The following is a 25,093-nucleotide window of genomic DNA, read 5'->3' on the forward strand; positions in this document are numbered from 1 at the left end:
TCCGCCGGAGAGGCCGGCAGAGTGGTCTATGTTGGGGGTTAGCAAGGCTTGCCGGCGCACGACGCCAGCACCGTTCCGCTCGCCACCCGCCCTTCGCGGGCCGTTGGCGACCAGCCAGGAGGACGCCCCATGAGCCTGATGCAATGCGAGTACCGCAAGTACACCATCACCGCCGATGTCGTCGAGCATCCCGGCCTGCCCACTCCCTGGGCCGGCGGTTGCCACATCACCGCCCCGGACGGGCAGACCACCAAACGCAAGACGCTACCGGTGGAGTTTGCCTTCATGTCGGATCTGCAGAAGGCCCAGCACGCTTCCATCGCCCACGGCAAATGGCTGGTGGACCAGAACCTGGACCACGACCGTCGGCTGTTCTGATCTCTAGCTGCTCACATAGCCCGGTTCTTCGCTGACCGGCGCACTGACTGGCAATGGCGTCAGGCTCACCTGAAGCGCCAGGAACTCCTGCGCGGATGCCCGCCAGGTCTGCCCGCGTGCCCACTGCGCGCAGGCCTGGCGATCCAGCTCCAGCGCCCGCAGGCAGGCGCTGCGCAAATCCACGTCCATCACCCCGGTGACGCCGTCCTCGAGGACATCCAGCGGCCCCGTCACCGGGAACGCCGCCACTGGCGTACCGCACGCCAGCGCCTCGACCATCACCAGGCCGAGGGTGTCGGTCAGCGATGGGAAGGCCAGCACACTGGCGCTGCGATAGGCCTCCGCCAGTTCGTCGCCGTGGCGATAGCCGAGGAACTCCGCCTGTGGATAAGCCGCTTGCAGCTCCGCGCGCTGCGGGCCGTCGCCCACCACGCGCTTGCGTCCCGGCAGGTCGAGCGCAAGGAAGGCTTCGAGATTCTTCTCCCGCGCCAGCCGGCCGACATAGAGGAATACCGGCTCCTGGGGCGGTGCGCCCTCCCCCAGCTGAAAGCGCTGGAGATCCACGCCCTTGCGCCACAGCGCCAGATTGTCGAAAGCGTGATCGGTGAAAGCTCCGCGCATGCGCTCGCTGCTCACCAGCACGGCGTGGCTCGGTGCATGGAAGCGGCGCAGGAAGGCGTAGCCCCAGGCCAGCGGCAGCCAGGGCCAGCGAGTGTTCACGTATTCGGGAAAGCGCGTATGGATGGCGCTGCTGAACTTCATCCCGCGGCGCACCAGCCAGCGCCGTGCAGCCCAGCCCAGCGGGCCTTCCGTGGCGAGGTGGACGCAGTCCGGGGCGAAGTCGGCGATCTTCTCGCCGACTGTCCACAGGTTCCACGCCAGGGGGATTTCCGGGTAGCTCGGGCAAGGCCGGTGACGAAAATCCTGCGGGGTGATCAGCCCGACCGTGTGCCCCATTTCCTCCAACTCGGCCACCAGTGCCCGGAGGCTGGTGACCACGCCGTTGACCTGCGGCAGCCAGGCATCAGTGACGATCAGCAGCCTCATGCCGCCGACTCGACCACCGCAGGCGCCTCGGTGCGTACCGGTTCCTCGGCCAGGCGGTAGAGCTCGATGCTGCCATCCCAGTGCTCGATCAGCGCCGAGCAGGATTCCACCCAGTCACCGCAATTGAGGTATTCCACCTCGCCGATCTGGCGGATTTCCGCGTGGTGGATGTGCCCGCAGACCACGCCGTTGAGGCCGCGCTTGTGCACCTCGTGGGCAATGGCTTCCTCGAAATCGCTGATGAAGTTCACCGCCGTCTTCACCTTGTGCTTGAGGTACGCCGACAGCGACCAGTAGCCGTAGCCATAGCGGCTGCGCCAGTGATTCAGCCAGCGGTTAAGCGTCAGGGTGAACTCGTAGGCGGAGTCGCCGAGGAAGGCCAGCCACTTGTGGTAGCGCGTGATGACGTCGAACTGGTCACCGTGGATCACCAGCAACTGGCGACCGTCGGCGGTGGTGTGAACGATCTCGTCGACCAGGCGGATGTTGCCCAGCAGCAGCGAGGAATAGCGGCGCAGGAACTCGTCGTGGTTGCCGGTGACGTAGATCACCTCGGTGCCCCGCTTGCTCATGGTCAGCAGGCGGCGGATCACGTTGGTGTGCGCCTGCGGCCAGTAGATGCCGCCACGCAGCTTCCAGCCGTCGATGATGTCGCCCACCAGGTAGATGCGGTCGGCGTGGTAGCGCTTGAGGAAGCCGGCCAGATGCTCGGCCTGGCAGTCGCGGGTGCCAAGGTGGACATCGGATATCCACAGGGTTCGCACCCGTTGTTTCTTCGTCGGCGTCATGCGTTGCGCGCTGCTCATCGTCGGCGACCTCCAGAGGGGTTTCTCCGAGTGTCGGCCGCAGCGGTGAAGCGAACATGACCGACTGGCGACAGTCCCGTGACAAGCCGCGGCGCGCTAGACTGTCCACCTGCCCGCCAGCTTCGGAAAGCAGTTCGCATGAACCCGATCCTCTCCCTGCGCCACTACAGCCACGACCATCTCGCCCATAGCCACAGCCATGCGCAGCTGGTGCTTGGGCTGTCCGGCAGCCTGGATTTCGAAGTGGGCGGACGCGGCAGCCTGGTGACCCGGCAGACCTTCGCCGTGGTACCGCGCGAGGCCCACCACGCCTGCGCCAGCCCGGACGGCAGCCGCTGCCTGGTGGTGGACCTGGAAGACGAGGAAGACCTGCTCGGTGGCCTGGGCCTGCACAGCGACGCCGGCCGCCGCCTGCTGGAAACCCCCGGCCAGCGCCTGCTCAACAACGACCAGGCGCAACTGGTGCACTGGTTGGCCGGCAGCCCCCTGCATGACCCGGTACTGGCGCGCCAGGGTGCGATCCTCCTGCTCGCCAGCCTCGCCGCTGGCCAGCAGCGCGTGGAGGAGCCTACGCAATTGCCGTTGGCCAGCCTCGACAGCTACATCGATCGCCACGCTGCGCATCCGTTGCAGGTGGCCGACCTGGCGCGGCTCGCCGGGCTTTCCGCCGCGCGCTTCCATGCCCGCTTCCTCGCCGAGACGGGGCAGACGCCCATGGACTACGTGCGCCAGCGCCGCCTGCAATTGGGCCGCGACCTGCTGCGCGGTTCGCACCAATCGGTCGGCGAGATCGCCGCGCAGGTCGGCTATGCCTCGCAGAGCGCCTTCACCGCCGCGCTGGTGCGCCAGTTCGGCACCACCGCGCGCCAGCTTCGCCAGGAGGCGCGCGACAATTCCCGCTAGCCGCGCGACAGACAGACGCGCGCCCAGGGCCTAGACTGCCGGCCATCGAACCCAATAACCCAACGGGAGCAGCGATGTCGGCAGACACCATCGAGTGGCAGGATTTCGAGCGCGTCGAACTGCGCGTGGGCACCATCGTCCAGGCCGAACCCAACGTGAAGGCGCGCAAGCCCGCCTACATCCTCCAGGTCGACCTCGGTCCGCTGGGGATCAAGACCTCCAGCGCACAGATCACCGCACACTATGAAGCCAATGAGCTGATCGGCCGCCAGGTGCTCTGCGTGTGCAACTTCGAACCCAAGTCCATCGCCGGTGTGCGCTCGGAAGTGCTGGTCACCGGCGCCTACGACAGCGACGACAAGGTGGTTCTCGCCGGTTTCGACAAGCCGCTGCCCAATGGCGCGCGGCTGGCCTGATCTTCGACTCACCGCGCGCCAGCCAACCCGGCGCGCTTGCCTCTTTCCCGACAAGGCCCCGCCACAGCAATCGGCGGGAGCTCAGGCATGAATTGCATTACCCAACTCACACCCCGCGGCGCCCTGATCGGCCTGCACATCGGCGCCCTGATGTTCGGGCTGTCCGGCATCTTCGGCAAACTCATCCTCGCCGGCCCCCTGGTCATCGTCTTCGGCCGCGCGCTGTTCGGCTCGCTGTCGCTGGCAGCGGTTTTCGCCGGGCATCTGCGGCAGCAGAAGCGACCTACGCTGAAACAGGCCGCCATGCTGCTGGGTGGCGGCGTGCTGCTGTGCACCCACTGGCTGACGTTCTTCCTCGCCGTGAAAGTCGGCAACGTAGCGGTCGCCACCCTCGGCTTTGCCAGCTTCCCCGCCTTCACCGTGCTGCTGGAAGGCCTGCTGTTCCGCGAACGCATTCGCAAGGGTGAATACCTAGTGGTGGCGCTGGTGTGCATCGGCCTGGTGATGGTCACCCCGACACTGGACCTGCGCGACGGCGCTACTGCCGGGCTGCTCTGGGGAACCCTCTCCGGGCTGCTGTTCGCCCTGCTGTCGCTGGCCAACCGGGTCAGCGTGCGCGGGATCGACCCAATCCAGGCGGCGCTGTGCCAGAACCTGACGATCATCGCCTGCCTGCTGCCGCTGGTGCTCTTCGAGTTGCCGGCGATTCGCGGCATGGACTGGTTGTGGCTGGTGGCGCTGGGCGTCCTTTGCACCGGTGTCGCCCACAGCCTGTTCGTCGCCAGCCTGCGGCTGATCAAGGCACGCACGGCGGCGGTGATCTTTGCCCTGGAGCCGGTCTACGGCATCGCCTTCGCCGCCGTGCTGTTTGGGGAAGAGCCGAGTCTGCGGATGCTGGCGGGCGGCGCGCTGATCATCTTCGCAACCTTCCTCAGCGCACGCGGCTCGCATTGACGACCTGTACCGCTTGGTTCTGGAGCGGAGCTTGTTTGCGAGCAAGCTCGCTCCTACAAAGAGCCAAAGCAGTGCGTGAGACAAAAAGAAGGCCGCCCCGCAGCGTGCGTATCTCGAACCTTGCCCCGGGGAGGGAGTGCCAAGGATTCATCGCACGACAGCCTGCGAGGCGGCCTGTTCGGTGTGGCGCCTCTGGATAAGGCGCCGGGAATCAGTTGATGCTGTACCCGCGCCCGCTCAGGCAGGCGCCCAATGCGCGGCGGTAGGTATCGGACATGCCGGCCGGCGGCGCCTGGCTGGCGGCGGCCGGGTCGAAGCCGCTCTGGCCGACCGCCCAGGTGTGGCATTCGTAGCGATCGCGGCTCTGCTGCTCCGGCGATTGGCCGCTGGCGGGATAGGCGATCACCTCATAGCTGGTGGTCGGCGCCGCCTGCACGGCAGGCGGTGTTTCCACCGCCACATACTGGCGACGGTCGGCATTCCACAGGTAGTAGGTCCCGGCGGCGACGAAGTAGAGCATGCTGCCGATCCACACTTCCCGCGCGTAATCCGGCAGCCCATAGCCGTGGCCTGGGCCCCAGCCATGGTACGGACCTGGCCCTGGGCCGCCCGGCCCGCCGGGTCCGCCATGCGGCCCCGCCAGCACACTCGCCGACAGGCTCAGGGCCAGCAGGGTGGCGACGGATTTGAGCGCGATGCGCGAGGACAGCTTCATTTCACCTCCAGTCACGGGCGATCCACCGCCCGCCGTTCGTGGTGAACATTGTCTCGCGCCGCCCCTGCGCCGAGTGTCAGCACTGGGTAAAGACTGGGTAAAAAGCCCGATACACGGGGTATCAAGCCTGTTGCAGCAACCACCGGCAGTAACGCTGCACCCCTTCCTCCACACCCATCATCGGCGCGCGGTAGCCCGCCTCGCGGAGGAAGGCGATATCGGCGCAGGTGTAGCACTGGTACTTGCCGCGCAACTCGTCCGGGAACTCGGTGTACTCCAGCAGTCCATCGCGGATCGCCGCGTCCAGGGTCAGCGGCTGCAGGTCCTGCTGTTCGCGCAGGGTATTGATCACCGCCAGCGCCACGTCGTTGAACGGCTGGGCACGGCCGCTGCCGAGGTTGAAGATGCCGCTGCGCTCGGGGTTGTCGAGGAAATGCAGGTTGACCCTGGCCACATCCTCCACCGAGACGAAATCGCGCAGGTGGCCGCCGGCCGGGTAGTCGCCGTACTCGCCGAACAGCTTCACCTTGCCGGTCTCGCGGAACTGGTTGAAGCAGTGGAAGGCCACCGAGGCCATGCGCCCCTTGTGCTGCTCGCGCGGGCCGTAGACGTTGAAGTAGCGGAAGCCGGCCACCTGGGTACGCGCCGTGGGCAGCACCTTGCGCACGCGCTGGTCGAAGAGGAACTTCGAGTAGCCGTAGACGTTCAGCGGCCGCTCGCAGGAGCGCGTCTCGCGGAACTCCTGGCCGCCGCCATAGACCGCCGCCGACGAGGCATAGAGGAACGGCACACCCAGGGACAGGCTGGCGTCCAGCAACTCGCAGCTGTAGCGGTAGTTGTTGTCCATCATGTAGCGCCCGTCGCGCTCCATGGTGCTGGAGCAGGCGCCCTGGTGCAGCAGCGCACGCACCACGCCGAAGCGTCCGCGGGCGTAACGCGCGATGAAATCGCCCTTGTCGAGGTAGTCGCTGATGTCGCAGTCGGCGAGGTTGGCGAACTTGTCACCCTCGGTCAGATCATCGACCGCGATGATGTCGGTCTCGCCGCGCTGGTTCAGCGCCTTGACGAGATTGCTGCCGATGAAGCCGGCGGCGCCTGTGACAATGATGCTCATGAGGGCACCTCCTGTGGAGAATGGGTGCTCTCAGACTAAGAGTGGTACGCGCGTACCCCGTTGATATGAAGCAAGGAAGTTAGCCAGCTATCGAATGGTTCCGCCGACCGGTACCGCGACGCTTCAGGAACGATCGTTATGGCCCAGGTCGCGCTGCGGATCGATGCGGTCGCGCACGCGCTGCTTGAGCACCTTGGCCTCGGGGAAACCGCCGTCGGCCTTGCGCTCCCAGATCTGCTCGGCGTCGCAGGTGATGTGGAAGACCCCGCCCGTGCCCGGCACCAGGCTGACCTTGCCCAGGTCGTCAGCGAAGGTGCTCAGCAGTTCCTGGGCCAGCCAGGCGGCGCGCAGCAGCCACTGGCACTGGGTGCAATAGGTGATGACGATTTCGGCTTTGGCTTCGGACATGAATCAGACTCTGCAGTAGGACGCGAACCTATAATACCGCTCTGAAATGCCCTACCGGACTCTTCTCTTCATGCGCCGACTGCTGTTCGCCCTCCTCCTGCTCCTTCCCCTCGGCGCCCTGGCGGCGAACACTCCGCCGAAGATCGGCCTGGTCCTCTCCGGCGGCGCAGCGCGCGGCCTGGCGCACATCGGCGTGCTGAAGGCGCTGGACGAACAGGGCATCCACGTCGACGCCATCGCCGGCACCAGCATGGGCGCAGTGATCGGCGGCCTGTATGCAGCGGGCTACACGCCCAAGGAGCTGGAACAATTGGCCCTGGGGCTGGATTGGAAGGAAGCGCTCTCCGACTCGCCGCCGAGGGTCGACGTGCCCTTCCGCCGCAAGCAGGACGACCGTGACTTCCTGGTGAAGCAGAAGCTCAGCTTCCGCGACGACGGCACCCTCGGCCTGCCGCTGGGGGCCATCCAGGGGCAGAACCTGTCGATGCTGCTGGAAAGCCTGCTGGTGCACACCAGCGATACCCGCGACTTCGATCAGTTGGCGATTCCCTTCCGCGCAGTGGCCACCGATATCTCCACCGGCGAGAAAGTGGTGTTCAGCAAGGGCCACCTGCCTCAGGCGATCCGCGCCAGCATGTCGATCCCGGCAGTGTTCGCGCCCGTGGAGGTCAACGGCAAGCTGCTGGTGGACGGCGGCATGGTCGACAACATCCCGGTGGACGTGGCCCGGCAGATGGGCGTCGACGTGGTCATCGTGGTCGACATCGGCAACCCGCTGCTGGATCGCAAGCAGCTGGCCACCGTGGTGGACATGCTCAACCAGTCCATCACCCTGATGACCCGTAAGAACTCTGAAGCACAGCTGGCCACCCTGAAATCCAGCGACATCCTGGTGCAGCCGCCGCTCAGCGGCTACAGCTCCACCGACTTTGGCCGCGTGCCGCAGCTGATCGACGCCGGCTACCGCGCCACCAGCATCCTCGCCCCGCGCCTGGCAGCGCTGCGCAAACCCGCCGACGCCCAGGCAGTGGCGCTGAACGAGGCGCGCACACCGGGCGAGCGCCAACCGGTGATCGACCGCATCGAGGTGGAGAACAACTCCAAGGTCAGCGACGACGTCATCCTCCATTACATTCGCCAACCACTGGGCGAGCACCTGGACCTGGAACGCCTGCAGCGCGACATGAGCACCCTCTACGGCCTGGATTATTTCGACCAGGTTCAGTACCGGGTCGTGCACCGCAAGGATGGCAACGCGCTGGTGATCCACGCCTATGGCAAGCGCGGCGGCACCGACTACCTGCGCCTGGGCCTGAACCTCTCCGACGACCTGCGCGGCGACAGCACCTTCAACGTCGGCGGCAGCTACCGCATGAACGGTATCAACCGCCTCGGCGCGGAATGGCTGACGCGCCTGCAGATCGGCGACCAGCAGGAGCTCTACAGCGAGTTCTACCAGCCGCTGGACGTGGGCTCGCGCTACTTCGTCGCGCCCTACCTGTTCAACGAGGCGCAGAACGTCGAGGCCACCGACAACGACGACCCCATCGCCGAGTACCGCCTGGAGCGCTACGGCTACGGGTTGAACCTTGGCCGGCAGATCGCCAACAACGGCGAGATCCGCCTCGGCGTGGCCCAGGCGTTCGGCAAGGCGGATGTGCGGGTCGGCGAACAGGACCTGCCGGACTTCCACTTCACCGAAGGCTACGCCGAGCTCAAATACTCCTTCGACACCATGGACAACGTCGACTTCCCGCGCGAAGGCGAGAATATCCAGACCTCCTTCCGCGAACACACGCCGTCCCTGGGCGACGACGACCGCTACCGGCAATGGGATTTGCGCCTGGACAAGGCGCTGAGCAGCGGGCCGAACACCTGGGTGCTGGGCGGCGGCTACGGACGCACTATCGATGACGCCGAGGTGGTGGTCTCGAGCTTCCTGCTCGGCGGCGCGCGGCAACTCTCCGGCTACCGCCAGGACGCCCTCGCCGGGCAGAACTACAGCCTGGGCCGGGTCATCTACTACCGGCGCATGACCGAGCGATCGTTCCTGCCGCTGGACTTCCCCTTCTACCTCGGCGGCAGCCTGGAACGCGGGCGGGTATGGAACAACGACAACAGCTACGACACCGGCTACGTCAACGCTGGCAGCATCCTCATGGGCTTCGAGACACCGCTGGGTCCGCTGTCCTTCAGCTACGGCCTGAACGATGCCAGCGAGCACGCGGTGTACATCAACCTGGGCCGTAACTTCTGAGCCGGTCTTGTAGGAGCGAGCTTGCTCGCGAACTGCCCACCGGCAAACCCGCCGGAAAACGTTGTTCGCGAGCAAACTCGCTACTGCAATAGCCTTCGCGGCCCGATCCTCGGGAGGTAAGCAATATCGGCCTCTCGCAAATGAAAAAGCCCGGCAAGTGCCGGGCTTCTTCATTCAGACAGCGGATCAGGCAATCAGCGCCAGCAGCTCGCGCGCTTCGGCCTTGGCCTTGGAGTCGCCGCTGGCGATCACCTGCTTGAGGATGCCGTAGGCTTCTTCCAGGTTGCCCTGGTCGATGCATTTGCGCGCACGGTCGAGGCTAGCCAGCAACTCGTCATGCTCGTGGCCGATGTCGTCGGGCAGGTCGAAGGTCAGGTCGTCCTCAACCTGGGCCTTGCTGCCATGACCGAACATCTCGCCATGTTCGCCCAGATCCAGCTCGGTGATTTCCGGCAGTTCATGCAGGTTGCTGCGGAAGTCCGATGGCACTTCCTGGGCGGCCTTGGAAGCAGCCTTGCCCTGCTTGGGTGACTCGAAGGGGTTGTCGAGCTTGTCCCAGTCCAGGTCCAGCGACAGGTCGCTGAGGTTCATGGCGAAGTCCGGCTGGTCCTGCGCCGCCTTGGGCTGCTCCACGGGGGCAGCTACCGGTTCGCCCAGCTCGAGATCGTCCCAATCGGTCAGCGTCTCCCCGGTGGGCGCCTGGAGGGTGTCTTCCGGGCGGATCAGCATCGCCGGGTAACGCGACTTGAGCTGGTCGATCTGTTTCTGGTCGCCGCCGACTGCCGCCAGGGCGCGCTCTTCCTCATGGAAGCCCGCCACATCTCCCAGTTCGGCCAGCACCAGCAGCAGCTTCATGCGCAGCTCGCGGCGGTTCGGCTCGGCATTGACGGCCTTGCGCAGCATGTCGCGGGCCTGGTTGAAGCGGCCGTAAGCGATATAGATGTCCGCACCTTCCAGGCTGTCCGCGCTGGCGGCCGGCAACCGGGCGACGCCCGGTTCCGGAGTGGCGATCACCACCGGATGCGGAACCGGTACCGGGGCCACGACGGCAGCGGCCAGCGGCTTGGCCGGCGGAAGCGGTCTGACCGGCTCGGCAGCCGCCTGCAGGGGCGGCATCTCGACCGGTTTTTCCTCGCGCTTGCGGCGGGCGAACAGCAGGCCGACCAACAGTGCGCCGAGAGCACCAGCGCCCAGCCATGGCCAGTAGTTGAAACCGGTGTCCTGCGCGTCCTGCACCGGAGTCGCCGGCTGGGCAACGCTCGCAGCCGGGGCGTCCTGCTGCGCCGGCGCCACCGCATTGGGGGCAGCGGGAATGGCATTGGTTGGCGCATTGGCCGTGGGAGCATCGGCTGCCGGAGCATTACCGGAGGCGGCTTCGCCCTGGCGACGATCCAGCTCGGCCTGCAGCGTTTGCACCTGCTGGTCGCGGCTCTGCAACGCCTGCTGCAGGGACTCCAGCTGCTTCTGCATGTCGTCCATGCGCTGGTTCAACTGGTCGCGCTGGGCGTTGGCCAGGAGCAGGTCGGCCTCGACCTTGGCGACATCGGCTCCACCGGCCGGCGCAGTCGACGCAGCGGTGTTGCCCGGTGCCTGGGTCGGGGCAGCGGCTGCGGGCGCGGCAGGCGTGGATGCTTCTGTTGAAGCGGCCTGCGGAGCGGGCGCGGCAGTATTGCCGGCGAGCTGCTGGCCCTGCGGCAGGATCAGCGTCTGGCCGACCTTCAGTCGATGCGGATCGCCATTGACGAAGGCCTGCGGATTCAGCGCGACGATGCTGTCCATCAGTTGCGAGCGCGATACGCCAGTGCCGCTCAGGCGCGAACTGATCTTCCACAGGGTGTCATTGCGCACCGTGGTGTAGCGGCCATCGCCAGCCGGCAACGAAGGTTGCGCCGGAGCCCGGTGTACAGGTTCCGTGCGATAGCCGGAAGCCCGCGAAGGCGCCGGCACGCTGCTCGCCAGATTGGCGGCCAGGCTGCGGTTGGCGCTGTACTCCGGCGGATCGATGAGCACGGTGTACTCGCGCAGCAGGCGACCGTTGGGGCGCTCCACGGCGATCAGGAAATTCAGGTAAGGCTCGTGTACCGGCTGCGTGGACACCACCTTGATGTAGCCACGACCGTTGCGAATCACCGGGGTGAAGCGCAGGTTCTGCAGGAACACGAAGCGGTCGACCCCGGCATTCTCGTAGTCCGCGGGGCTGGCGAGCTTGGCCACCAGTTCGTCGGACGTCATGTCTCCGGTCTGCAGCAGAGCGATCTCGGCATCCAGGGGCTGGTTCAGGCCGGAATGCAACGTGATATCCCCCAGACCGAGGGCATTCGCGTGAGCGGAGACAAAAACCGAAAGTGCGGCAAGCGTCAGCGGAATTCTATTTATTCGAGCCATAACCCCATCCCATTGTCCGGGTCTGCACGCCATTCCCTGACCACTCGAAAGCAGCAGGCTGAACCTGTCCACACACTTGAAGCCATGCCGGACTACAGACCGTCACGCACTACCCACTGTACCTTGCAGAGTACAGGCCGTCTGATATCACGGATTAGGTGGTGCGCTGGATTTGGTCAAGATAAATCGTCGAAAAACCGGCGAATGGTTAGGGAGTGGATAGCGAATGGCCAGCGGCCCTGCAAAGGACCGCCAGAAAAATGGCTACTTTACCCGAATAACGTGATGAATTGCTCAATTCCGCTCGAGATTGCCGAGAATCCGACTGAGCGTTTTCTGGCACAGGGCGATTTCATCTTCGGTAATCCCCGCCAGCACTTCGTTGCGAACCGCGGCGGCGATGTTCTCGATGTCGGTGATCAGCACATCTGCCTTGGGGGTCAGGGCGATACGCTTGGCGCGACGGTCTTCGGCCACGGCTTGCCGCCGGACCAGACCTTGGGCTTCGAGGCCGTCCAGCAGCCGGGCCAGCGTCGGACCTTCGACCCCGACCGATTGCGCGAGCTCGCGCTGGGTGGGGGCGGCCGAGTGGCGCGCCAGGTGCAGCAGCACCAGCCAGCGCGCCTGGGAAAGTCCGAGATGACTGAGACGGCGGTCGAGTTCAGCCCGCCATGCACGCGAAGCCTGGGCCAATTGGGTACCGAAGTAGTGCTTATCGTTATCTGACATTGCGTCGGGCTTTCTACTGAGAGAATCGAGGATGAGTCGGCTAAGTTGATTTGACTAATTATTAGCCAGCTAATCAAGCCCGTACAATGACAGATTGTCGCAGGGTGTGACCTCGGGCCTCACCATTTCGCATATTGGTCTTCGACGAAGCCCCACAGATTGTCGATACGCACCTCGGCCTGCCCTGCCGGTTTCAGCACGCCACTGAAGCGCCCGAAGATCTGCTTGAAGTTGCTCGCCAGCACGCCGAGGTTCAGGCGTTCCTGGTGCAGGCCGTGGGCTTCGAAACGCAACTCGACCTGGCCGTCATAGGAACGGATGGTCCAGGGCTGCAGCGGATGATCGCGGTCGAACTCGAAACGCACCGTATCGACCTTCACCAATTGGCCGTCGAGCCAGTAGCAGTTCTCGGTGAAGCTGGTCTCGTTGACCCCGCAGGACAGATTCAGGCCGACACGCCGCCCCTGCGTCTCGCCGGACAGGCACGCCCAGTTCCAGAACGTCTCGCGGCGCATGTAGCCGGCGGACCAGTCGTGGTGGGCGTAGGCATCCAGCTCCCGCAGGTCGTAGTCGCCCAGCGCGCTACGCACCTCGCCATGGCAATGCACGCCGGCCACCTTGCGGGCGTAGACCCAGCCGTTGACCGCCGTCGGTGTGCAGATACTCATGGGTTCGAACGCTGGCTGCTCCTCGCTGAAACGGGCGTCGATGCGGGTACCGTCGTCCAGCTCCACCAGGAGGCGCTTTTCCAGGGGCGAGGAACCATTCTCCAGGCGCAGCAGGTTGCGCCCCTGGCGCAGTTCACAGACACCGTCGTTCGGCGTCTGCGAGAAACTCGAGCCCATGCCCAGCGGGCACTTGAACTGGCGCTCGATCATCCGCCCGCTCTCGGGGTGGTAGAGGTAGACGAAACCGATGGATAGCAGGCTGAGGTCCGCCAGCGCGCAGCCGCCGATCAGCGTCGGGCTGATCAGGCCGAAGTACTGGAACTGGTGGAAGCTGCGCCACTTGCTCAACGCGCCGAGGCGGCGCCCCATGGGCGAGCGGAAGTCAAAGTCGCGGTGATTGATGGTCGCCGGGGTGCCGGGGAAGATGCCGTAGTGCGGTTGGCCGTTGGGCTGGATCAGCTGCTGCATGGGCGCGGGCTCGGAGGCAAGGTGCGGCGAATCCTAGCACCGCGCCTGCGCACGCCGCAGTCACGCACGGCGCCAGCTCGGGGGACGGAATGGGCCATCAGGCAACGACCTGGTTGCGCCCGAACGCCTTAGCCTCGTAGAGCGCGCGGTCGGCGTGCTCGTAGATGCTGCGCAGTGGATGCCCGGTCTCCGGCCAGAGGCAGGAGACGCCGATGGACAGCGTCACCTCATCCGCTGTCAGCGATCCCTCGTGGGTTATCCCCAGCCCCTGTACTGCCTCGCGCAGCACCTCGGCCCGCTCCTTGGCTTCCCGCTCGCTGGCGCCATAGAGCAGCACGGCGAACTCCTCGCCGCCCAGGCGCACAGCCATGTCCAGCGGGCGCCGGGCACTGGCCATCAGCACCTCGCCGATACGCTGCAACACACCATCGCCGGCCTGGTGGCCGTAGCGGTCGTTGTAGGCCTTGAAGTGGTCGACATCGCAGAGCAGCAGTGCCAGCCCCACGCTCTCACGCTGTGCCTGGCGCCACAGGCGCTCCAGCTGGCGGTTGAAGCTGCGGCGATTGTGCAGGCCGGTCAGCGCGTCATGCTCGGCCATCACCTTGAGCAGGCGGCTGATCAGGAAATGCTGGCGGGACTTGTAGTCCAACAGGTAGCAGCCCACCGCGCCGACCAGGTTGCCGAACAGCAGGAAGACCACGTTGCTGACCAGCTTGGGCAGCGGCAGCCCGGCATACAGTTCGAAGCCCACGTAGGCCAGCAGGATCACGGAAGCACTGCCCACCGCCTCGGCGAAGCGCAGGCCGATCAGGAAGTACGCAGCCATGCTGACCAGCAACAGCCCTTCGTAGGGATAGCTCTGGTCGACGGTGTGGGCGATGCCCGCGACTGCCGCCGCGCCGATGCCGACGCTGAGGATGCAGGCCAGGCTCAGCGGCACCAGCAGGTGGATATGGCGACGCTGCAGGATCAACCCGCCGCAGACGGTCAGCAGCACCAGCACGCCGATGCGCACGGCAAGCATCTGCCAGTGTTCGGGACCACGGATGAGAAGGAAATCGATGGCTGCCAGCGCCAGCCAGATCAGCACGCCGATGGTCAGCGCGGTGCGCTTGAGGTCGAAGCTGTCTTCGAGCAGGTAATGACGGTACTGGGTCTCGAGGTCGGGCTCGAAACGCAGGCGGCGAAAGCCCCGGGAGAGCTGTTCGGCATAGGCATTGGAGCGGACGTCGTCCAGCCAGCTTTGTTGTTGTGGCACGCTCACCTCTTCTCGTGGAGGTCTAAGTGCCACCATAGCTGTTCGGGACGTGCGTCACAAGTTTGTCGTTTTGCTACGTCACGAAACTGACGGAGCATTGCAATCACCAGCGATCGTCGCGGGAGTTCCAGTAGCGGTCGTGGTTGTAGTAGGAGTCATTGCAATAGCGGCGCTCGGAGCGATTGTGATGCTTGCGGCAGTCTCGATCGTCATCGTCATCGTCCTTGGACATGATGACCAGCCCTGCTACCAGCGCGACCGCCGCAACGCCGATCAAGGCGTTCTTGCCACCTTCGGTCAGCCCGCCACCACTGGCACATCCGCTGAGTTGCCCAACGACCAGCAGCCCCGCCACTACCCGCACCCAGCTCGCCATCTGTCACTCCGATAGTGTTCCATACTGACAGATAGGACTGGTGGCAAAAAGCGCCGTTGCTGGCACATTGATATTTCATCTGTAACGCCGTATTTCGGCGCGATCAGACTTCCAGCTCGGCCTGCAGGGCGGCGCGCACACAATGCAGAACGCCCAGCGGGACGCGGCCTTCGAACAGCTCGGCAATCGCCGTCACCGGCGGCAGCTCACCGTCCTCGTCGAGGAAGGCGTCCTGGATTTCGCCGAGCAGTTCCTCGGGCAGGTCCAGCGCCTGTTCCAGGCCCAGCTGCTGCTTGCCGATGGCCTCGGCCAGCAGGCTGTAGACGTTCTTCTCGCTGCAATCGAGCTGGCGGGCGATCTGCGCCGGGGTCATGCCGGCGCGGGCCAGGGTGACCAGTTCGTGGCTGAGGTCGGCCATCGGTGCCGGAGTGGCGGGCGCCGCCTCGGATTCGGTGAGCACATCGAGGAAGGCCTGGCCGTAGCGCTCCAGCTTGCGCGCGCCGACGCCGCTGACCTGGGCCATTTCCACCAGCGAGCGCGGCTGGCTGCGCAGCATCTCCAGCAGCGTCGCATCGGGGAAGATGACGTAGGGCGGCACCGAGTGCTCCTGTGCCAGCTTGCGCCGCAGGGTGCGCAGGGCTTCCCACATCTCGCGCTCTTCCTGGCGCACCAGCTGGCTGGCCGAACTGGCCCCGCCGGAAGAGGACGACTTGTTGCGCTGCGGCTTCGGATCGCGGCGCAGGGCCAGCGTCTCTTCGCCGCGCAGCAACGGACGGCAGGCTTCGGTCAGGCGCAGGCCATTGAAGCCGTCGACGTCCACATCGGCGAAGCCACGGGCGACCAGTTGGCGGAACAGCGTGCGCCATTCGTCCTCGGCGCGGGATTTGCCGATGCCGAACACCGCCAGGTGCTGGTGGCCGACGCTGCGCACCTTCTCGGTGTCCTTGCCCAGCAGCACGTCCACCAGATGGCCGACGCCGTAGCGCTGGCCGCTGCGGTAGATGGCCGACAACGCCTGGCGCGCGGGCTCGGTGGCGTCCCAGGTCTCCACGCCATCGACGCAGATGTCGCAATGGCCGCAGGGGTTGGGCATCACCTCGTCGAAGTAGGCCAGCAGCGCCTGGCGGCGGCAGCGGGTTTCCTCGCAGAGCGCCAGCATGGCTTCGAGCTTGTGCCGCTCGACGCGCTTGTGACGCTCGTCGCCCTCGGAGTTCTGCATCATCTGCCGCAGCAGCAAGACGTCCTGCAGGCCGTAGGCCATCCAGGCATCGGCGGGCAGACCGTCACGGCCGGCGCGGCCGGTTTCCTGGTAATACGCCTCGAGGCTTTTCGGCAGGTCCAGGTGCGCGACGAAGCGCACGTTGGGTTTGTCGATGCCCATGCCGAAGGCGATGGTGGCGACCATGATCAGCCCTTCCTCGTTGAGGAAGCGCTTCTGGTGATAGGCGCGCAGGTCGTTGGACAGCCCGGCGTGGTAAGGCAGCGCCGGGAAGCCCTGGGCGGAGAGGAACTCGGCGACTTCCTCGACCTTCTTGCGCGACATGCAATAGACGATTCCGGCATCGCCCCGGCGCTCGGCCAGAAAGCCCAGCAACTGCTTGCGCGGCTGCTCCTTGGGCACGATGCGGTAGAAGATGTTCGGTCGGTCGAAACTGGAGAGGAACTGCTCGGCGTCCTGCAGGTGCAGGCGCTGGGTCATCTCCTCGCGGGTCCGCATGTCCGCCGTGGCGGTCAGGGCGATGCGCGGCACGTGCGGGAACAGTTCGGCGAGCTGGCCCAGCTGCAGGTATTCGGGGCGGAAGTCATGGCCCCACTGCGACACGCAGTGCGCCTCGTCGATGGCGAACAGGCCGATCTCCAGGCGTTGCAGGAAGTCCAGCATGCGCGGCTGCACCAGGCGCTCGGGCGCCAGATAAAGCAGCTTGATTTCGCCACGCTGAAGGCGAGCGGCGATCTCGCGCTGGGCCTCGGGGCTCAGCGAGGAGTTCAGCGCCGCCACCGGCACGCCCAGTTCGTCGAGGGTGGCGACCTGGTCTTCCATCAGCGCGATCAGCGGCGAGACCACCACCGTCAGGCCGTCGCGCAGCAGCGCCGGGACCTGAAAGCACAGCGACTTGCCGCCGCCGGTGGGCATCAGCACCAGGGCATCGCCGCCGCTGGCCACGCGCTCGATGATCCGCGCCTGATTGCCGCGGAAGGCGTCGTAACCGAAAACGTCTTTGAGGATGCGCAGTGCCTGATCGAGCATGGGGGACTCCGAATGAAGCCGCGCATTATACGCAAGCCGTCCGCCCACGGCCGGCACCTTGTCCGGGAAACTGCGGAAAAATCCGTCACATGCGTCCGAACCCCGCGTCGGCTCAGGCTGCACGGGCATTTGGCTTTTGCCGCGGGCCCCCGGAAGGACTACAATTCGGGACCGATCACCTCCGAGGTAGTACCCGATGTCCTTCGCCGACCAATTGTCCCGCCTGCAAGCCTTTCTCGATGCCGATGACCTGCACGAGGAAGCCTTGGACTACGTGGCGGCACACGGCTACCTGACCGCCCTGGCGATCTGCCCGGAGGAAGTGCCGGAGCGCGAGTGGATCGACGCCCTGTTCGCCGAGCCGCCGCACTACCGCAGCGAGGAAGAGCGCAGCGAAATCGAGTCGACCCTGGCCCAGCTCAAGGCGCACATCATCCGCCAGATGGCCGGTGACGAAGAGCTGGAGCTGCCCTGCGAACCCTACCTGGGTGACGAGCCGGACGACTCCGACATCCGCGGCTGGTGCATCGGCTTCATGGAAGGCGTGTTCCTGCGTGAAGCGGTGTGGTTCGAGCAGGCCGAGGAAGAAGTCAGCGAGCTGCTGCTGCCGATCATGGTCGGTTCCGGCCTGTTCGACGAACAACCCGAGTTCGACGAGATCGCCAGCGACCGCGGGCTGGTGGACGACATGGTCGCGCAGATCCCGGAACTGCTGACCAACCTGTTCCTGCTGTGCCAGGCCCCGGAAGAAAAACCGGCCCTGCTCAAGCCCCGCACCCACTGATCCACTGCCGGAGCCGCGCAACGCGGCTCCGGATTCGCTACGCGTACGTCGATGCCACGAGAAATCCGCCAAAGCCGTCACGCCTGGGTTCGCTACTGCCTGCTGGGCATCGGCTGGCTCAGCGTGGCACTGGGCGTGATCGGCATCTTCCTGCCGGTGCTGCCCACCACGCCCTTCCTGCTGCTCGCCGCCGCCTGCTTCATGCGCAGCTCCCAGCGCTTCTATGACTGGCTGGTGAACCACCCGAAACTCGGCCCGTGGATTCGCGGCTACCTCGACGGCGAAGGCATCCCGCTCAAGGGCAAGGTCTACGCCATCGGCCTGATGTGGTGCAGCATCCTGATTTCAGGATTCATCGTGCAGCGGCCCTGGGCCTGGGCGTTCATGCTGACCAGTGCGACGCTGGTGAGCATCTACCTGATTCGGACAAAGACACGGCGATTGGATTGAGTCCGCTGCGGGCTCGAATACCCTCTCCCCAGCCCTCTCCCTGAAGGGAGAGGGAGCCGTTCACAGCGCCCGGCCAACTCGGCAATTCACCTGATGCCAATCCAGCCCCTTTCTCTGAAGGGAGAGCGGGCCATTGACGGCGCCCAGCCCGCCTGATGCCAATCCAGCCCCTCTCTGAAGGGAGAGCGGGCCATTGACGGCGCCCTGCCAACTCGGTGAGTCGCCTGATGCCGATCCAGTCCCCTCTCCCTTCAGGGAGAGGGTTAGGGAGAGGGGTATTGCCCAAGCACTGAAGCCCTCAGACTGGCACCACTTCGCCATTCACATCCTGCTGATCATCCTGCGCCGGCCCGACTGGCCCCACCCCATCCACCGTAAAGCCGAAGGTATTCACCCCGCCTTCGCTGCGCACGAACACCGAGCCGCCGTGCATGCTTGCCACCGCCTTGACGATGGACAACCCCAGCCCATGGTTGCTCTGGCTGTTGGCGCGGGCCATGTCGGCGCGATAGAAGCGCTCGAACAGCCGCGCGCGTTGCTCGGCGGTGATCGGCTCGCCAGGGTTGCTGACTTCCACCAGCGCGGCGCCGCGCTCGCCGCTCAGGCGTACGTCGATGCGCCCGCCCGGTGCGGTGTGCTGGGCGGCGTTGTAGAGCAGGTTGGTTACCGCGCGCTGGAATAGCGCGCGCTCGACGCAGGCCCGCGCATCGCCGCGCAGATTCACCTGCACGCCCTGTTCGTCGAAGATTACTTCGAGGAAGTCCAGCGTCGTCGATACCTCGGCCGCCAGAGAGGTTTCCACCCTTTCGGCAGCCAGCCCGCCCTGGTCGACACGGGCGAGGAACAGCATGTCGTTGACGATGGCACGCAGGCGCTCCAGCTCCTCCAGGTTGGACTGCAGCACCTCCTCGTAATCCTGTGCGCTGCGCTCGCGGGACAACGCGACCTGGCTCTGGCCGATCAGGTTGGCCAACGGCGTGCGCAACTCGTGGGCGACGTCGGCGTTGAACGACTCCAGACGCAGATAAGCCTGCTCCAGCCTGTCCAGTGCTTCGTTGAAGGCACCGGCCAGCGCCGACAGCTCCGCCGGCAAGCCGGCCAGGCGCAACCGCTGGGACAGCTGGCGGGGGCTGATCTGCCTCGCTTCGGCAGATAGTTCGTGCAGCGGCCGCAAACCGACGCGGGCAATCCAGTGGCCGCACAAGGTCGCCAGCGCGATCCCCAGCGCGGAGAGCACGAACAGCGTCATCAGCGTCGCCTCGCGGGCGTGCTTGAATGCCACGCTGTCGATCGCCGCCAGCAGCACCAGCGCCGGTCGTCCATCGCTGGCCGGCAGGCGGCCGACCCGGGCGGAGAGCGGTGCGTCGTGTTCGGGCAGCTCAAGCTCGGCATAACCGTTGCCGGTGCCGAGCATCCGGTTGACCGTCTCGTTGGGTTTTCCGTAGCGGAAGCGCGCGTCGTCGCTGTCGATCCAGAAGCGGATCAGCTGGTACTCCTGGCTCAGGGTGTTGAGCTTGAGCTGCATGTGCGGCCAGCGCTCGGCGAGGTCGGGCTTGTCGAGCATGCGCGCAACCATGTTGAAGCGGGTGTCCAGCTCCGAGCGTTGCAGGCGCTCGATCTGCGCGTCGAGTACGCAATAGATGGCCGAACCGATGAGCAGGAAGATGCCCAGCGCGGCGACGGCGAACATGCCGGCCAGGCGCGTCGACAGCGACAGGCCTTTCACGCTTCGCGCTCCTGCACGGTGCGGCTCTCCAGCACGTAGCCCATGCCGCGTATGGTGTGCAGCAGCTTGGTGTCGAACGGCCCGTCGAGCTTGGCCCGCAGGCGCTTGATGGCGACCTCGACGACATTGGTATCGGTGTCGAAATTGATGTCCCAGACCAGCTCGGCGATGGCCGTCTTGGAGAGGATTTCGCCGCTGCGCTGGGCCAGCACGCAGAGCAGCGAGTATTCCTTGGCGGTCAGTTCCAGGCGCGTGCCGCCGCGCTGCACGCGGCGGCTGACCAGGTCGATGGCCAGGTCGGCGATGCGCATCTGCGTGGCGCTTTCCAGGTGCGCGCCACGGCGGGTCAGCGCTTGCAGGCGCGCCACCAGTTCGAGGAAGGAGAACGGCTTGATCAGGTAGTCGTCGGCACCCTCGCGCAGGCCGCGCACGCGGTCTTCCACACGCTCGCGGGCGGTGAGCATGATCACCGGCGTCTGCCGCTGCTCGCGCAACGCGCGCAGTACGCCGTAGCCGTCGATACCGGGAAGCATCACGTCGAGCACGATGACGTCGTATTCGCCGTTGAGCGCCAGGTGCCGGCCGTCGATGCCGTTGGCCGCGACGTCCACGGTGAAGCCCTGCTCGCTCAGGCCGCGCTGCAGGTAATCGGCGGTCTTGCTCTCGTCTTCGACAATCAGTACGCGCATGCCGGCCCTCCGTTCGCAGCGTCCAGCCATGCTACCCAGCCGCGCTTCATGCCGCACCTCCGGCGATTACCGGCGCAGGCTGCGGGCGGTGGAAGACGCGGTCCAGCGCCAGGTACACCACCGGGGTGCTGAACAGGGTCAGCGCCTGGCTGAAGATCAGCCCGCCCACCACCGCCACGCCCAGCGGCTGGCGCAGTTCCGAGCCGGTGCCGAAGCCGATCATCAGCGGGATCGCGCCGAGCAGCGCGGCCAGCGTGGTCATCATGATCGGCCGGAAGCGCGCCAGGCACGCCTCGCGGATGGCATCGTAGGGTGACAGCCCACGCTGGCGTTGTGCAGCCAGGGCGAAGTCGACCATCAGGATGCCGTTCTTCTTGACGATGCCGATCAGCAGCACCAGGCCGATCAGCGCCATCACCGAGAACTCCAGACCCCAGCCCCAGAGCAGGAACACCGCGCCGATACCCGCCGAAGGCAAGGTGGAGAGAATCGTCAGCGGGTGCACGAAGCTCTCGTAGAGCACGCCGAGGATCACGTAGACCGCGAACAGCGCAGCCAGGATCAGCAACGGCTGGCTGGCCAGCGAGCTCTGGAAGGCTGCCGCCGCCCCCTGGAATTCGCCGCTGATGCTCGACGGCATGCCGATCTCCTGCTGCGCGCGCTGGACGAGACTCACGGCATCGCCCAGGGCCACGCCCGGCGACAGGTTGAAGGACAGGGTCACCGCCGGGAACATGCCGTTGTGGTTGATCTGCAGTGGCCCGGACTTGTCCGGCACGACCCGCGCCAGCGCCGCCAGCGGGACCATCTCGCCAGTCAGCGGCGAGCGCAGGTGGAACCACGCCAGGCTGTCAGCGCGACCACGCTGCCGGGAATCCAGTTCGAGAATGACCTTGTACTGGTTGACCTCGGTCTGGAACTCACCCACCTGGCGCTGGCCGAAGGCATCGTAGAGCGTCTGGCTGACATCCTCGGCGGACAGTCCGAAACGCGCCGCCGCCACTCGGTCGATCTGCAGCGAGGTGACGCTGGCACCCATCTGCAGGTCGTTGGAGACGTCCTGCAGGCCGCCCTCCTCCTTCAGCCGCTGGGTCAGCCGGTCCGCCCAGAGTGCCAGCGCCGCGCTGTCGTTGCTGCGCAGGGCGTACTGGTACTGGGTGCGCACCGGGCCGGTGGCAAGGTTGATGTCCTGGGCCGAACGCAGGTAGAGAACGATGCCCGGCACCTTGGCCAGCTTGGGCCGTATGCGGTTGATGAACTCGTCCACCGACACGTCGCGGTCGCCGCGATCCTTGAGCACGATCCAGAAGCGCCCGTTCGACAGGCTCTGGCTACCGCCGGTGATGCCGATGGCATGGTTGTAGCTTTGCACCGCAGGGTCGGCGGCGATGATGTCCGCCAGTTGCTTGTGCTTCTCGGCCATGTCGGCATAGGAGATGTCCTCGGCGGCCTGGGTGGTACCGAAGATGAAGGCGGTGTCCTGGGACGGGAAGAAGCCCTTGGGAATCCCGACATAGCCGGCCACCGCGATGGCCACGCAGACCACGAAGCCGGCGAGCACCGTACGCTGGTGCTTGAGCGACCAGTCCAGTCCCCTGGCGTAGCGCGCCAGCAGCCAGCCGGCGATGCCGCCGTCATCATGTCCATGCTTCGGCTTGCCCATGAAGCGCGAGGCGAGCATCGGCGCCACGGTCAGCGAGGCCAGCACCGAGATCAGGATGGCGGCCGTGACGCTCACTGCGAACTCACGGAACAGCCGGCCGACGATGCCGCCCATGAACAGCAGGGGAATGAACGCAGCGATCAGCGAGAAGCTGATCGAGACCACGGTGAAGCTGATCTCCGAGGCGCCGGCCAGCGCCGCCTCGACCCGATCCTTGCCCTGCTCCAGGTGGCGGTGGATGTTTTCCACCACGACGATGGCGTCATCGACGATGAAGCCCACCGCGATGATCAGCGCTACTAGGGTCAGGTTGTTCAGCGTGAAGCCCAGCAGGTACATCGCCGCGAAACTCGCGCTGAGCGACACCGCCAGAACCGTCGCGACGATCAGGGTCGCCGACAGCTGGCGCAGGAACAGCCCCATCACCAGCACCACCAGGCCCATGGTCAACAGCAGGGTCAGTTCGACTTCGTGCAGCGAGGCACGAATGGTGCGGGTGCGGTCGTTGAGCACTTCCACCTCGACGCCCGCCGGCAGCATTTCGCGCAGGCGTGGCAACTCGGCCTGGATGGCATCGGAGGTCTCGACGATGTTCGCGCCGGGCTGGCGCAGGATCACCAGCGCAACGCCCGGCCGGCCATCCGGCCAGGCCTGCACGTAGTCGTCTTCCGGCGCCTTCACCACCTTCGCCAGGTCGCGCAGGAACACCGGCGCGCCCGCTCGGTAAGCGACGACGAGATCGCCGTACTCGTCAGGGCTGAACAACTGGTCGTTGGCCGCCAGGGTGGACACGCGGCCGTCGCCGAACAGCGCGCCCTTGGCCAGGTTGATGCTCGCCGATTGCAGCGACTGGCGCAGGTCGGCCAGGGTCAGGCGGTACGCGGCGAGCTTCTCCGGCTGAGCCTGGATGCGGATCGCCGGGCGCTGCTGGCCAACCACGAAGATCTGCCCCACCCCGGCGATCTGGCTGAGCTGCCGCGACAGCAGCACTTCGGCCAGGTCGCTCAACTCGATCAGCGGCATCAGCTCGGAGTTCACCCGCACGATCATGATCGGGCTGTCCGCCGGGTTGATCTTGCGCCAGGTCGGCAGGTTCGGCATGTCTGCCGGCAGCCGGCCGGCGGCGGCGTTGATCGCGGCGGTGACCTCCTGGGCGGCGACGTCGATGTTCTTGTCCAGGTCGAACTGCAGGGTCAGGGTGGTCGAGCCCAGGGCGCTGGTTGAAAGCATCTGGGTGATGCCGGGAATGGCGCTGAATTGCACTTCCAGCGGGGTCGCCACCGACGACGCCATGGTCTCCGGGCTGCCGCCGGGCAGCAGGGCCTGGACCTGGATGGTCGGGAAGTCCACCTGCGGCAACGGCGCGACGCCGAGCCGGAAGAACGCCAGCAGCCCGAGCAGCAGCGAGGCGATGGTCAGCAGGCAGGTGGCGATGGGATGGCGCACGCACCAGCCGGACATGCCGGCGCGCACACTCACGGCTCGCTCCGGCGGGCCAGGGCCTGCACGTCGCCCTGCACCTCGACGCGTGCGCCGGGCGTCAGGCGGGAATGGCCGTCGAGGACGACCTCATCGTCCACCGCCAGGCCCTCGACTATGGTGCGCCCGTCCACTTCCGCGACGATGCGCACCGGCACCTTCTGCGCCTTGCCGTCCTCGATGCGGAACACGAAGGCACCGTCCAGGCCACGGCGCACGGCCCGGCTGTCCAGCACCAGGCCGTTGTGCAGCACGCCGGACTGCAGGTCGATGGCGACGAACTGCCCCGGCCAGAGCTGGCCGTCCTTGTTGTCGAAAACCGCACGGACACGGATGGTGCCGGTGCTGGCGGCCACCTGGTTGTCGATGCTGCGCAGGTGGCCTTCGCCGAGCAACTGGCCGCCGTCACGGCTGCGCGCCACGACCGGGGAATCGCTGCTCATCAGCGGTTGCAACTTTGGCAGGCTTTCCTGCGGCAGGGCGAAGACCACCGAGATCGGCGACATCTGCGTGACGGTGAACAGGCCGCTGCTGTCATTGGTGCGCAGCAGGTTGCCGACATCCACGTTGCGAATGCCGACACGGCCGGCAACCGGAGAGGTGATCCGGGTGTAGGACAGGCGCACGCGCTCGGCGTCGATGGTGGCGTCGTTGCCGCGCAGGGTGGCACGCAGGCGGGCGGCTTCGGCCTCGCTCTGCTCCACCGTCTGCCGGGAAATCGAGCCGCGCTGGATCAGCGTCTGGTAGCGCGCTAGGTCCTGCTCGACGATGCGCAGCTGCGCCTGGTTGCTCTGCTTGGTCGCCTCAGCCTGCTCCAGCGCAGCCTTGATCGCGCGGTCGTCGATGGTCGCCAGCAGCTCGCCCTGCTTGACCATCTGCCCCTCTTCGACGAGCAACGCGGTGAGCTGGCCTTCCACTTGCGGGCGGACCAGCACGCTGGCCAGCGAGGTAACGGTGCCGACGCCGTCGAGGTTCTGCGCCAGGTCCTCGCGGGCCACTCGCGCCAGGGTTACCGGTATGCCGGCTGGCTGGGCTGCGGCCTGCGGTGCCTCGTGCCGGCCGGCAAAGCCCCAGATGCCTGCTCCCAGCGCCGTCACCCCCAGCAACCCTGCCGCCAGCCAAACCCGCCGTTGCCCCTGCATCCCGCTCTCCTGCGTCTGGATCGGCCACAG

At 66.2% G+C, this 25,093-nt stretch carries 22 protein-coding genes; 7 read left to right on the top strand and 15 right to left on the bottom strand.

The window, feature by feature from the left end:
- The first annotated feature begins 129 nt into the window (after positions 1–129).
- Positions 130–378, top strand: coding sequence for a hypothetical protein (locus RS899_RS18355; protein WP_024766130.1), 249 nt, complete (start codon positions 130–132; stop codon positions 376–378).
- Between the two features lie 3 nt (positions 379–381).
- Here RS899_RS18355 and RS899_RS18360 read toward each other — a convergent pair whose 3' ends face one another.
- Both RS899_RS18360 and RS899_RS18365 read right to left on the bottom strand, forming a co-directional pair.
- On the bottom strand, positions 382–1,425 hold the full coding sequence (locus RS899_RS18360; protein ID WP_315807753.1) for a glycosyltransferase family 1 protein: 1,044 nt from the start codon (positions 1,423–1,425) through the stop codon (positions 382–384).
- On the bottom strand, positions 1,422–2,231 hold the full coding sequence (locus RS899_RS18365; RefSeq protein ID WP_315807754.1) for a UDP-2,3-diacylglucosamine diphosphatase: 810 nt from the start codon (positions 2,229–2,231) through the stop codon (positions 1,422–1,424). The genes RS899_RS18360 and RS899_RS18365 overlap by 4 nt, the downstream gene beginning before the upstream one ends.
- Before the next feature lie 138 nt (positions 2,232–2,369).
- Here RS899_RS18365 and RS899_RS18370 point away from each other — a divergent pair, with 138 nt between their 5' ends.
- From RS899_RS18370 to RS899_RS18380, 3 genes are all read left to right on the top strand, one after another.
- On the top strand, positions 2,370–3,134 hold the full coding sequence (locus RS899_RS18370) for an AraC family transcriptional regulator (RefSeq protein ID WP_169940189.1): 765 nt from the start codon (positions 2,370–2,372) through the stop codon (positions 3,132–3,134).
- Positions 3,135–3,208: 74 nt separating this feature from the next.
- Positions 3,209–3,550, top strand: coding sequence for a tRNA-binding protein (locus RS899_RS18375; RefSeq protein ID WP_037007488.1), 342 nt, complete (start codon positions 3,209–3,211; stop codon positions 3,548–3,550).
- Positions 3,551–3,637: 87 nt separating this feature from the next.
- Positions 3,638–4,504 (top strand): DMT family transporter, encoded by an 867-nt coding sequence (locus RS899_RS18380; protein WP_315807755.1) that lies wholly within the window; start codon positions 3,638–3,640, stop codon positions 4,502–4,504.
- A gap of 211 nt (positions 4,505–4,715) precedes the next feature.
- On the opposite strand, the gene RS899_RS18385 is transcribed toward RS899_RS18380, so the two are convergent.
- The 3 genes from RS899_RS18385 to RS899_RS18395 all read right to left on the bottom strand — a co-directional run bounded on the left by RS899_RS18385 (position 4,716) and on the right by RS899_RS18395 (position 6,741).
- Positions 4,716–5,219 (bottom strand): hypothetical protein, encoded by a 504-nt coding sequence (locus RS899_RS18385; protein ID WP_315807756.1) that lies wholly within the window; start codon positions 5,217–5,219, stop codon positions 4,716–4,718.
- A gap of 121 nt (positions 5,220–5,340) precedes the next feature.
- On the bottom strand, positions 5,341–6,333 hold the full coding sequence (gene rfaD / locus RS899_RS18390; protein ID WP_024766133.1) for an ADP-glyceromanno-heptose 6-epimerase: 993 nt from the start codon (positions 6,331–6,333) through the stop codon (positions 5,341–5,343).
- A 123-nt stretch (positions 6,334–6,456) separates the two neighbouring features.
- On the bottom strand, positions 6,457–6,741 hold the full coding sequence (locus tag RS899_RS18395) for a SelT/SelW/SelH family protein (RefSeq protein WP_054908718.1): 285 nt from the start codon (positions 6,739–6,741) through the stop codon (positions 6,457–6,459).
- Between the two features lie 70 nt (positions 6,742–6,811).
- On the opposite strand from RS899_RS18395, the gene RS899_RS18400 reads away from it, so the two are divergent.
- Positions 6,812–8,998, top strand: coding sequence for a patatin-like phospholipase family protein (locus RS899_RS18400; protein WP_024766135.1), 2,187 nt, complete (start codon positions 6,812–6,814; stop codon positions 8,996–8,998).
- Between the two features lie 186 nt (positions 8,999–9,184).
- On the opposite strand, the gene RS899_RS18405 is transcribed toward RS899_RS18400, so the two are convergent.
- From RS899_RS18405 to recQ, 6 genes are all read right to left on the bottom strand, one after another.
- A complete protein-coding gene (locus tag RS899_RS18405) occupies positions 9,185–11,290 on the bottom strand; it encodes a FimV/HubP family polar landmark protein (RefSeq protein ID WP_315807757.1) in 2,106 nt (701 codons plus the stop codon).
- Between the two features lie 387 nt (positions 11,291–11,677).
- Positions 11,678–12,112, bottom strand: coding sequence for a transcriptional regulator SlyA (gene slyA / locus RS899_RS18410; protein ID WP_024766137.1), 435 nt, complete (start codon positions 12,110–12,112; stop codon positions 11,678–11,680).
- A gap of 119 nt (positions 12,113–12,231) precedes the next feature.
- A complete protein-coding gene (locus RS899_RS18415; protein WP_315807758.1) occupies positions 12,232–13,248 on the bottom strand; it encodes a DUF2804 domain-containing protein in 1,017 nt (338 codons plus the stop codon).
- A 97-nt stretch (positions 13,249–13,345) separates the two neighbouring features.
- Positions 13,346–14,542, bottom strand: a complete 1,197-nt coding sequence (locus tag RS899_RS18420) for a GGDEF domain-containing protein (protein WP_054908721.1) — start codon at positions 14,540–14,542, stop codon at positions 13,346–13,348.
- Between the two features lie 67 nt (positions 14,543–14,609).
- On the bottom strand, positions 14,610–14,882 hold the full coding sequence (locus tag RS899_RS18425) for a hypothetical protein (protein WP_315807759.1): 273 nt from the start codon (positions 14,880–14,882) through the stop codon (positions 14,610–14,612).
- 103 nt (positions 14,883–14,985) lie between these two features.
- Positions 14,986–17,130 (bottom strand): DNA helicase RecQ, encoded by a 2,145-nt coding sequence (gene recQ / locus RS899_RS18430; protein ID WP_315807760.1) that lies wholly within the window; start codon positions 17,128–17,130, stop codon positions 14,986–14,988.
- 196 nt (positions 17,131–17,326) lie between these two features.
- Between recQ and RS899_RS18435 the strand changes: the two genes are divergently transcribed.
- Together RS899_RS18435 and RS899_RS18440 are read left to right on the top strand one after the other, a co-directional pair.
- Positions 17,327–17,914, top strand: coding sequence for a YecA family protein (locus tag RS899_RS18435; RefSeq protein ID WP_054908723.1), 588 nt, complete (start codon positions 17,327–17,329; stop codon positions 17,912–17,914).
- 51 nt (positions 17,915–17,965) lie between these two features.
- The gene (locus RS899_RS18440) at positions 17,966–18,364 is read left to right on the top strand and encodes a YbaN family protein (RefSeq protein ID WP_315807761.1); all 399 of its coding nucleotides are present in this window, start codon (positions 17,966–17,968) and stop codon (positions 18,362–18,364) included.
- Between the two features lie 298 nt (positions 18,365–18,662).
- Here the strand turns inward: RS899_RS18440 and RS899_RS18445 are convergent, their stop codons facing one another.
- From RS899_RS18445 to RS899_RS18460, 4 genes are read right to left on the bottom strand one after another with little or no spacing between them, the layout of a single operon-like run.
- Complete coding sequence (locus RS899_RS18445; RefSeq protein WP_233299616.1) at positions 18,663–20,054, bottom strand: heavy metal sensor histidine kinase; 1,392 nt, start codon at positions 20,052–20,054, stop codon at positions 18,663–18,665.
- Between the two features lie 32 nt (positions 20,055–20,086).
- Positions 20,087–20,779 carry a heavy metal response regulator transcription factor gene (locus RS899_RS18450; protein WP_024766145.1) on the bottom strand — a complete coding sequence of 231 codons (693 nt, stop codon included), beginning with the start codon at positions 20,777–20,779 and terminating at the stop codon, positions 20,087–20,089.
- Positions 20,780–20,825: 46 nt separating this feature from the next.
- Positions 20,826–23,921 (bottom strand): multidrug efflux RND transporter permease subunit, encoded by a 3,096-nt coding sequence (locus RS899_RS18455; RefSeq protein WP_315807762.1) that lies wholly within the window; start codon positions 23,919–23,921, stop codon positions 20,826–20,828.
- The gene (locus RS899_RS18460) at positions 23,918–25,063 is read right to left on the bottom strand and encodes an efflux RND transporter periplasmic adaptor subunit (protein ID WP_065085952.1); all 1,146 of its coding nucleotides are present in this window, start codon (positions 25,061–25,063) and stop codon (positions 23,918–23,920) included. Before RS899_RS18460 ends, RS899_RS18455 begins: the two co-directional genes overlap by 4 nt.
- Between the last annotated feature and the right edge of the window lie 30 nt (positions 25,064–25,093).

Source organism: Pseudomonas sp. C9-3 (assembly GCF_032392015.1).
GTDB classification, from domain to species: Bacteria; Pseudomonadota; Gammaproteobacteria; order Pseudomonadales; family Pseudomonadaceae; genus Pseudomonas; species Pseudomonas nitroreducens.

What these genes read in the sequence shown, in the direction of transcription:
- RS899_RS18355 (WP_024766130.1), top strand. Translation starts at nt 130, where the DNA reads ATGAGCCTGATGCAATGCGAGTACCGCAAGTACACCATCACCGCCGAT.
- RS899_RS18360 (WP_315807753.1), bottom strand. Translation starts at nt 1,425, where the DNA reads ATGAGGCTGCTGATCGTCACTGATGCCTGGCTGCCGCAGGTCAACGGC.
- RS899_RS18365 (WP_315807754.1), bottom strand. Translation starts at nt 2,231, where the DNA reads ATGAGCAGCGCGCAACGCATGACGCCGACGAAGAAACAACGGGTGCGA.
- RS899_RS18370 (WP_169940189.1), top strand. Translation starts at nt 2,370, where the DNA reads ATGAACCCGATCCTCTCCCTGCGCCACTACAGCCACGACCATCTCGCC.
- RS899_RS18375 (WP_037007488.1), top strand. Translation starts at nt 3,209, where the DNA reads ATGTCGGCAGACACCATCGAGTGGCAGGATTTCGAGCGCGTCGAACTG.
- RS899_RS18380 (WP_315807755.1), top strand. Translation starts at nt 3,638, where the DNA reads ATGAATTGCATTACCCAACTCACACCCCGCGGCGCCCTGATCGGCCTG.
- RS899_RS18385 (WP_315807756.1), bottom strand. Translation starts at nt 5,219, where the DNA reads ATGAAGCTGTCCTCGCGCATCGCGCTCAAATCCGTCGCCACCCTGCTG.
- rfaD (WP_024766133.1), bottom strand. Translation starts at nt 6,333, where the DNA reads ATGAGCATCATTGTCACAGGCGCCGCCGGCTTCATCGGCAGCAATCTC.
- RS899_RS18395 (WP_054908718.1), bottom strand. Translation starts at nt 6,741, where the DNA reads ATGTCCGAAGCCAAAGCCGAAATCGTCATCACCTATTGCACCCAGTGC.
- RS899_RS18400 (WP_024766135.1), top strand. Translation starts at nt 6,812, where the DNA reads ATGCGCCGACTGCTGTTCGCCCTCCTCCTGCTCCTTCCCCTCGGCGCC.
- slyA (WP_024766137.1), bottom strand. Translation starts at nt 12,112, where the DNA reads ATGTCAGATAACGATAAGCACTACTTCGGTACCCAATTGGCCCAGGCT.
- RS899_RS18415 (WP_315807758.1), bottom strand. Translation starts at nt 13,248, where the DNA reads ATGCAGCAGCTGATCCAGCCCAACGGCCAACCGCACTACGGCATCTTC.
- RS899_RS18420 (WP_054908721.1), bottom strand. Translation starts at nt 14,542, where the DNA reads ATGGTGGCACTTAGACCTCCACGAGAAGAGGTGAGCGTGCCACAACAA.
- RS899_RS18425 (WP_315807759.1), bottom strand. Translation starts at nt 14,882, where the DNA reads ATGGCGAGCTGGGTGCGGGTAGTGGCGGGGCTGCTGGTCGTTGGGCAA.
- recQ (WP_315807760.1), bottom strand. Translation starts at nt 17,130, where the DNA reads ATGCTCGATCAGGCACTGCGCATCCTCAAAGACGTTTTCGGTTACGAC.
- RS899_RS18435 (WP_054908723.1), top strand. Translation starts at nt 17,327, where the DNA reads ATGTCCTTCGCCGACCAATTGTCCCGCCTGCAAGCCTTTCTCGATGCC.
- RS899_RS18440 (WP_315807761.1), top strand. Translation starts at nt 17,966, where the DNA reads ATGCCACGAGAAATCCGCCAAAGCCGTCACGCCTGGGTTCGCTACTGC.
- RS899_RS18445 (WP_233299616.1), bottom strand. Translation starts at nt 20,054, where the DNA reads ATGTTCGCCGTCGCCGCGCTGGGCATCTTCCTGCTCATCGGTTCGGCC.
- RS899_RS18450 (WP_024766145.1), bottom strand. Translation starts at nt 20,779, where the DNA reads ATGCGCGTACTGATTGTCGAAGACGAGAGCAAGACCGCCGATTACCTG.
- RS899_RS18460 (WP_065085952.1), bottom strand. Translation starts at nt 25,063, where the DNA reads ATGCAGGGGCAACGGCGGGTTTGGCTGGCGGCAGGGTTGCTGGGGGTG.